The 6933-nt window shown below is 48.8% G+C and carries 7 protein-coding genes; 3 read left to right on the forward strand and 4 right to left on the reverse strand.

The window, feature by feature from the left end:
* Nucleotides 1-232: 232 nt before the first annotated feature.
* From BGL89_RS02950 to BGL89_RS02965, 4 genes are all read right to left on the reverse strand, one after another.
* A complete protein-coding gene (locus BGL89_RS02950; RefSeq protein ID WP_286824361.1) occupies nucleotides 233-1453 on the reverse strand; it encodes an efflux RND transporter periplasmic adaptor subunit in 1221 nt (406 codons plus the stop codon).
* 43 nt (nucleotides 1454-1496) lie between these two features.
* The gene (locus BGL89_RS02955; RefSeq protein ID WP_286824362.1) at nucleotides 1497-1718 is read right to left on the reverse strand and encodes a DUF4327 family protein; all 222 of its coding nucleotides are present in this window, start codon (nucleotides 1716-1718) and stop codon (nucleotides 1497-1499) included.
* Between the two features lie 266 nt (nucleotides 1719-1984).
* Nucleotides 1985-2902 carry an acetylglutamate kinase gene (gene argB / locus BGL89_RS02960; protein ID WP_286824363.1) on the reverse strand — a complete coding sequence of 306 codons (918 nt, stop codon included), beginning with the start codon at nucleotides 2900-2902 and terminating at the stop codon, nucleotides 1985-1987.
* A 79-nt stretch (nucleotides 2903-2981) separates the two neighbouring features.
* A complete protein-coding gene (locus tag BGL89_RS02965) occupies nucleotides 2982-4205 on the reverse strand; it encodes a M20 family metallopeptidase (RefSeq protein ID WP_286824373.1) in 1224 nt (407 codons plus the stop codon).
* 612 nt (nucleotides 4206-4817) lie between these two features.
* Here BGL89_RS02965 and cpcB point away from each other — a divergent pair.
* The 3 genes from cpcB to BGL89_RS02980 all read left to right on the forward strand — a co-directional run bounded on the left by cpcB (nucleotide 4818) and on the right by BGL89_RS02980 (nucleotide 6826).
* Nucleotides 4818-5336, forward strand: coding sequence for a C-phycocyanin subunit beta (gene cpcB, locus BGL89_RS02970; RefSeq protein ID WP_004268967.1), 519 nt, complete (start codon nucleotides 4818-4820; stop codon nucleotides 5334-5336).
* Between the two features lie 66 nt (nucleotides 5337-5402).
* Entirely contained in the window at nucleotides 5403-5891 is a 489-nt protein-coding gene (gene cpcA / locus BGL89_RS02975) for a C-phycocyanin subunit alpha (protein ID WP_158199253.1), read from the forward strand.
* Between the two features lie 119 nt (nucleotides 5892-6010).
* The gene (locus BGL89_RS02980; protein WP_286824365.1) at nucleotides 6011-6826 is read left to right on the forward strand and encodes a phycobilisome linker polypeptide; all 816 of its coding nucleotides are present in this window, start codon (nucleotides 6011-6013) and stop codon (nucleotides 6824-6826) included.
* The last annotated feature ends 107 nt before the right edge of the window (nucleotides 6827-6933 follow it).

The following is a 6933-nucleotide window of genomic DNA, read 5'->3' on the forward strand; positions in this document are numbered from 1 at the left end:
CATTTTAGCATATATTTGGTAAATGCGCTAGTATTTAACGGTAAAGCCGTCGTAGAACGACGGGGTTTCAGACCCAAAATTTTCGATGAGACAATTTATCAAATTTTCGGTTCGAGAAATGAGCGAACGGTGAGTCACTAACCGACCTATCTCAACCCTAACAGCATCAAAACGTTGATCCCTGGGGTGATAGGATAAAAGCTGCCTGCCGATGGGTTCGCCCCTGGTTTGCTCAAGGATTACTTAGGATACTGACGCGGACTTTTTCACCATTTTGCAAAGGTTTACTACTATTAACGACGAAACGCTCCCCCGGTTCAAGTCCAGTGATAATTTCTACTTGACCGTCGAGCGCTTGACCGAGACGAACGGGACGTTTTTCCACTTGCGAGTTAGACTCGGAAAGGACGAAAATTGCCGCGGATTCCCCTTGACTGACAATTGCTGTTTCGGGAACAATCACCTGAGGGGCAGAATTATTATTAAACCGCACCCGGGCCAATAATCCCCCTTTGATTAAACCATCCCCATTGGGTAGAGCAATCTCCACAGGAATCCGCCGGGCCGTGCCTTGGCTGAGGGGAAAAATCCTGGTGATGCGACCGGAAAAATTTCTATCACCGAAAGCATCAAGGCTGACATTAACCTTTTGTCCTAAATTAATCGTTTTTAAATCCAATTCCGATAATAATACTACCACCTTGACCTGCTGAAAATCGCCAATTTTGAGGACTTCATCGCCGATACTGACTAAATCCCCCGGCTCTTTCAGTTTTTCGATAACTATCCCCGTCGCCGGTGATTTAAGAATAGCGTAGGCCTGACGTTGTTGTTCCTGAGCGATGACCGATTTTTGGGCGGCAATTCTGCCGATAATTGCCGCCACTACCTGTTCCTCCACTTTAATTCTTGATCGCGCGCTATTAACGGCTTTTAAAGCTACTGCTGCCGTAGTTTGGGCTGTTTCTGCCTGTTGCAGGGGAATCGCTCCTTCTAGGGCTAATTTTTGCAGGCGCTCGCCATCATTTTTGGCCTGTTGATATTGTAGTTGTAGGCGCTCCACTTCAATTTCAGCGTTACTGACTTCAATTCTCGCCCGGGCTAATTCTGCTTCTAGGGCCGACAGGGCGGCTTTTTCTTGCCGGACAACGGTGGCGAGAAGACGATCATCAACATGAGCGAGGATTTGTCCTAATTGCACCTCATCTCCCACATCGACGACGAGATTAAGTAACTGACCGGTGGCTTGCGATCGCAGAGAAACGACTTTTAAAGGTCGGGTAGTTCCCGTGTAATCGAGATTGCGTCCGATGGTTGCCGGTTTAGCCGTGGTGACGTTGACGGTAGTAGTACGGGCTGCCGGTGGCAGTGGTTGGGTTTCGGTCTGGGGAGAACAACTCGCGCTTAAGGATAAGATAACCAGAGCGGAAAGGATAATCGGAGTCGATCCCATGGCGATAATCTTGGTAGAAAGCTGCTTTTGAGTCGATGGTCGCTTATTCTTCGTCCCAAGCTTCTACCGCTACCACTTCGCTGAGAGGGTCTTGCATGGAGAAACCGAAATCGAGCAACTCTTGCTTCCAGTATGCCCAATCATCCCCGTATAAAAGAGCGAGTTTCCAGATACTATCGCTAGGTTTGACTACTTTTGCATCTATCCACTTGCTAACCTTGCGTTGAAACTTCACCATCGGGTGAGCTACAGCTTGTTTGGTCATAAATTCAATTGCTATGAAAACTTCAGACTCTGCGCTTCCCGACTAAACTAACTCAAGACTAAGACTTTTGCCATTGCAAAGGAGCGAGAAGCGCGTTTATTAACTTACTTGTACACCAGATCTCTGGTTTTAGGCAAGTCTTTTTGACCAAAAGTACGGTAATTACTACTATAGGGTTTGCGGCAAAAAGTTTTTCGGTGGTGGCAGGGTGTGGGGTTTTACCAGTTTTGAGGTGGCCAATTACCTAATTTTCAGGGAAAAAGTGCCTAAATTTCCCCCCGATCACTCCCATATCCATATAGATTAGTATAACCGGAGGCCACAATCATGGAACCGATGCCTCGATCGGTGAAAATTTCCAGTAAAAGGGCGTGGGGAAGACGACCATCGATAATATGAGCAGCCTGAACTCCCTGGGCTAGCGATCGCACGCAGCAGCCAACTTTGGGAATCATCCCACCAGCAACGATGCCTTTTTGAATCAACTCCCGGGCCTGTTGGATATCCAATTTAGCCAATAAAGTGGAAGGATCTTTGTAATTCTCTAAAATTCCGGCTGTATCAGTCATCAAAATCAGTTTAGCTGCCCCTAAAGCCGCCGCTATTTCTCCGGCTACCGTATCGGCATTGATATTATGAGCTTGGCCGGTTTCATCGGCGGCCACACTGGAAATCACGGGAATATAGCCACTATTAACCAAGGATTCGACGACGCTAGTATCGACACTGCTGACTTCTCCAACAAAACCAATGCCCTCTTTACCCACGGGACGAGCAGTGATCAGATTGCCATCCTTACCGCATAATCCTACCGCTTTACCGCCGGCTTGATTGATCAGGGCAACAATTTCTTTATTGACGCGTCCGACTAGCACCATTTCTACCACATCCATGGTGGCGGCATCGGTGACGCGTAAACCGTCTTTAAATTGGGGTTCAATGCCTAATTTATCCAGCCAACTATTGATTTCTGGACCGCCACCGTGGACAATAACGGGACGAACCCCCACACAGGAGAGAAAAACGATATCTCGCATGACCGTGTCTTTGACATCGCTGTTATTCATGGCCGCACCACCGTATTTAACCACTACGGTACGACCGCGAAATTCTTGTATATAGGGTAGGGCCTCGCTGAGGATTTTCACCCTTTGGGCATCGTTTTCGTGGGTATTATTGTTCATGGGTTTTTTTACTCGTCTGATTCAGTGATCAGTTTAGCGGTTTCAGGTTTGACAAAAACTGTTCACCTTGAACGGATTTCTAGAAAGTCTTAGAGTTGCCGAATTTTTCGACGCAACGGACAAAAATCTCGACTCCCATCGCTAACACCGATTCATCAAAATCAAAGCGGGGATGATGGTGGGGATAGGCTAATCCTAATTCGGGATTGGCAGACCCCAAGAAGAAATAACAGCCCGGTACTTCCTGTAAAAAGAATGACATATCTTCCCCTCCCATGGTTTGACATTCGGGAACGATTCCTGCCGGGGTTTCCACCACTTGTGCGGCGATTGAGCGCACTAATTCCGCCATCTGATCATGATTGATTACCGGGGGATACAATTGCCAGTAATCGAATTGATAACTAGCCCCCTGACTTTGACAGATGCCCGCGATAATTTCTTCCATCCGTTGTCGGAAATAGCCCCCTAACTGGGGATTGAAATAGCGCACCGTCCCACTGAGATTAGCACTATCGGCGATCACGTTTCTAGCGGTTCCCGCTGCTAATTTACCCACAGTCACCACGGCAGCATCGAGGGGGTTAAGGTTGCGGGCGACGATGGTTTGCAAGGCGTTGACGATTTGGGCCGCCACCAGTAGTGAATCGACGGTTTGATGGGGAATTGCCCCGTGGCCGCCCCGGCCTTGAATCTGGAGATCGAAACATTCCACCGCCGCCATTAAGGGACCATTTTTCACCCCCACTGTCCCTAAAGGCAGATTATTCCAGAGATGCAGCCCGATAATTCCGTCCACGTCGGGATTTTTCAGCACTCCCGCTTCGATCATCGGTTTCGCCCCCCCCGGCCCCTCTTCGGCGGGTTGGAAAATAATTTTTACTTTTCCCTTGACATGGTGACGGTTTTGTGCTATGTGAACTGCCGTGCCGAGGGCGATCGCTGTGTGGCCATCGTGACCACAGGCGTGCATTTGGCCCGGATGTTGGGAACAATAGGGGACTTGGTTTTCTTCGGCGATCGGTAGTGCATCCATATCGGCCCGCAGGGCTAAAACCGGCCCCGGTTGACTGCCTTCGATGGTGGCGACAATTCCGGTGCCGGCGATGCCAGTTTGATGCTCAATTCCGTATTTAGTCAGGGTTTGACTGATTAAGGAGGCGGTGAGGTGTTCTTGAAAGCCTAGTTCTGGTTTTTGGTGTATTTGTCGGCGCCAGTGAACCAATTGCGGCTGCAGGGAACGAATAGCAAGGCGAATTTGAGGGCAATTTAAGCTATTAGGAACGGGAAAGGAGGAAATCATCGGGTTCGGACGGCTAGATTTTTTGAGCACCGGTTTCTAGTTTAACGTCAGGAGACACCCCACACCCTACACCCCACTCCCCTCTCCCCTCTCCCCTCTCCCCTCTCCCTTCTTTACAAAACTTCATCGTAATTGGAGGGCTGGAAAGGGCAATCCTTGGGTAATAGGGGAAGGGAAAGGGGGAAAATATTAAAAAAAACTTAAAATTTTTATCTTGCTGCCCTTTATACCCTTAAAGCCTTGCTGTCTCTGATTTCCCGACGGTGAGAGGCTTTGAGCCATGGTCATCAATTCCTGACCAACTCGATCGAGTTATTGTTAAGTGACTGTTACAAAAAGACAGCAAAAAACTTAATAATATGTAACAAACAAAGTTTCGACAGCAGTGTATAAATTTAATTTGAGGGGCCAAGATAACAGACAAAAGTTAAGCTGGATACTTGTTTAACCTCCTTAAGTGATTTATGAGAGAGCCATGAAGTTTTTTCAGGTTTCTTAAAGTAGGTCGCAACAATCACGGTCAAGGCTCGTCCAGGCTCACCGTGAAATCCCTTAAGAGGGAAAACCATTTAATTGCAAGCAAATCCCATTTAAATTTAGGAGATTGTCACAATGTTTGACGCATTCACCCGGGTAGTATCCCAAGCTGATGCTCGCGGCGAATATTTAAGCTCTTCCCAACTAGACGCTCTGAGCGCCATGGTTGCCGACAGCAACAAACGGATGGACTCTGTTAACCGGATCACCAGTAACGCTTCCACCATCGTTGCTAACGCCGCTCGTAGCCTGTTCGCTGAACAGCCCCAACTGATCACCCCCGGTGGTAATGCCTACACCAGCCGTCGTATGGCCGCTTGCTTACGCGACATGGAAATCATCTTGCGCTATGTTACCTACGCTACCTTCGCTGGCGACGGCAGTGTTCTCGATGATCGTTGCTTAAATGGTCTTCGCGAAACCTATGTAGCTTTAGGAGTACCTGGAGCTTCCGTAGCCGCTGGCGTAAGCAAAATGAAAGAAGCTGCTTTGTCCATCGCTAACGATCGCAACGGTGTCACCCCTGGCGATTGCAGTGCTTTAATGTCTGAAATTGCCAGCTACTTCGACCGCGCCGCCGCTGCTGTCGCCTAGTCCCTGGGGCTAGTCTCAATTGAACCGTAGGAAACTTATTGCAAGATTATTGGGAGATACCAAACAATGAAAACCCCCCTTACCGAAGCCGTAGCAGCCGCTGATTCTCAAGGACGTTTCTTAAGCAGCACCGAAATCCAAGTTGCTTTCGGTCGTTTTCGTCAAGCTTCTGCCAGCCTCACCGCCGCTAAAGCGTTAACCGAAAAAGCTAATTCTTTAATCTCCGGTGCTGCTCAAGCAGTGTACAACAAGTACCCCTACACCACCCAAATGCAAGGGGCTAACTTTGCGGCGGACCAACGCGGTAAAGACAAATGCGCTCGTGACATCGGTTACTACCTCCGCATGGTGACCTACTGCTTAGTTGCTGGTGGAACCGGTCCGATGGACGAGTACCTCATCGCTGGTATCGACGAAATCAACCGCACCTTCGACCTGTCTCCTAGCTGGTACATCGAAGCCCTCAAATACATCAAAGCCAACCATGGTTTAAGTGGCGACCCTGCGGTAGAAGCCAACTCCTATATCGACTACGCGATCAACGCTCTCAGCTAGTCCGATCAAAAAAACTGCTGGTCTGGAAAGACAGGAGGTTGTTAGCAAAAGGGTTAGCAATCACCTGTTCTTCCAGACCTTGTTATATCCATATACAGTTAGTTTCAGGAGGATCGACGATGACTAGCTTAATGGCAGCCCAAAGACTGGGATTTGAACCCTACAACGGTTCCCCCCGCTTGGAATTACGCGCCACCGACAGTGATGAACAGGTAGAAGTGGTGATCCGCGGTGCTTATCGGCAGATCTTGGGCAACGAGCATCTGATGTCCAGCGAGCGCCTAATCAGCCTAGAATCCCTCTTACGCAATCGTTCGATTAGCGTCAGGGATTTTGTTCGGGCGATCGCTCAATCAGAACTATATCGGCAGAAATTTTTCCACAGCAATCCCCAAAATCGCTTTATCGAGTTGAATTATAAACACCTGCTCGGTCGCGCTCCCTACGATCAAGCTGAGATCGCTTTCCACACCGATCTCTACAATCAACAGGGTTACGAAGCAGAAATTAATTCCTATTTCGATTCCCCCGAATACAACCAACATTTCGGCCAGAACATTGTCCCCTACTATCGTGGTTTCGCCAGCCAAACCGGTCAGAAAACCGTCGGTTTTAGTCGGCTGTTCCAAGTCTATCGCGGTTATGCGACCAGCGATCGCGCACCGTTGAAAGAAGGAAAACTGACCAGGGAACTAGCCTATAACAGTGCTTCCCCCGTTTATATTAACGGAACTGGTCAATCCTTAACCGGATTAGCTGGGGGCGATCGGGGCAAATTCTATCGCTTGCGCGTGGTGAGTGGCGCAAAAGTGGGACGACAAACCCGTGTGCGTCGCAGTGTGAGCGAGTATCTCGTTGCCTACGAGCAACTATCGAACAAATTGCAAGAAATCAACCGTCAAGGCGGCCAGGTAATCGAACTGATCCTCGCCTAGCTTTGAGCGGTCAGAAATTGACATCCTCGCCGCCCTAAAAGTGCGGCGATTCCTAAACCTCACGATTTAAGTTTCTGCTTCAACCACCGTTGCATACCACGGTTAAA

The organism is Microcystis sp. LSC13-02 (genome assembly GCA_002282935.1).
Taxonomy (GTDB): domain Bacteria; phylum Cyanobacteriota; class Cyanobacteriia; order Cyanobacteriales; family Microcystaceae; genus Microcystis.

Bases quoted from the DNA above. Each gene is read 5' to 3' on its own strand.
- BGL89_RS02950 (WP_286824361.1), bottom strand. From the start codon at position 1,453: ATGGGATCGACTCCGATTATCCTTTCCGCTCTGGTTATCTTATCCTTA.
- BGL89_RS02955 (WP_286824362.1), bottom strand. From the start codon at position 1,718: ATGACCAAACAAGCTGTAGCTCACCCGATGGTGAAGTTTCAACGCAAG.
- argB (WP_286824363.1), bottom strand. From the start codon at position 2,902: ATGAACAATAATACCCACGAAAACGATGCCCAAAGGGTGAAAATCCTC.
- BGL89_RS02965 (WP_286824373.1), bottom strand. From the start codon at position 4,205: ATGATTTCCTCCTTTCCCGTTCCTAATAGCTTAAATTGCCCTCAAATT.
- cpcB (WP_004268967.1), top strand. From the start codon at position 4,818: ATGTTTGACGCATTCACCCGGGTAGTATCCCAAGCTGATGCTCGCGGC.
- cpcA (WP_158199253.1), top strand. From the start codon at position 5,403: ATGAAAACCCCCCTTACCGAAGCCGTAGCAGCCGCTGATTCTCAAGGA.
- BGL89_RS02980 (WP_286824365.1), top strand. From the start codon at position 6,011: ATGACTAGCTTAATGGCAGCCCAAAGACTGGGATTTGAACCCTACAAC.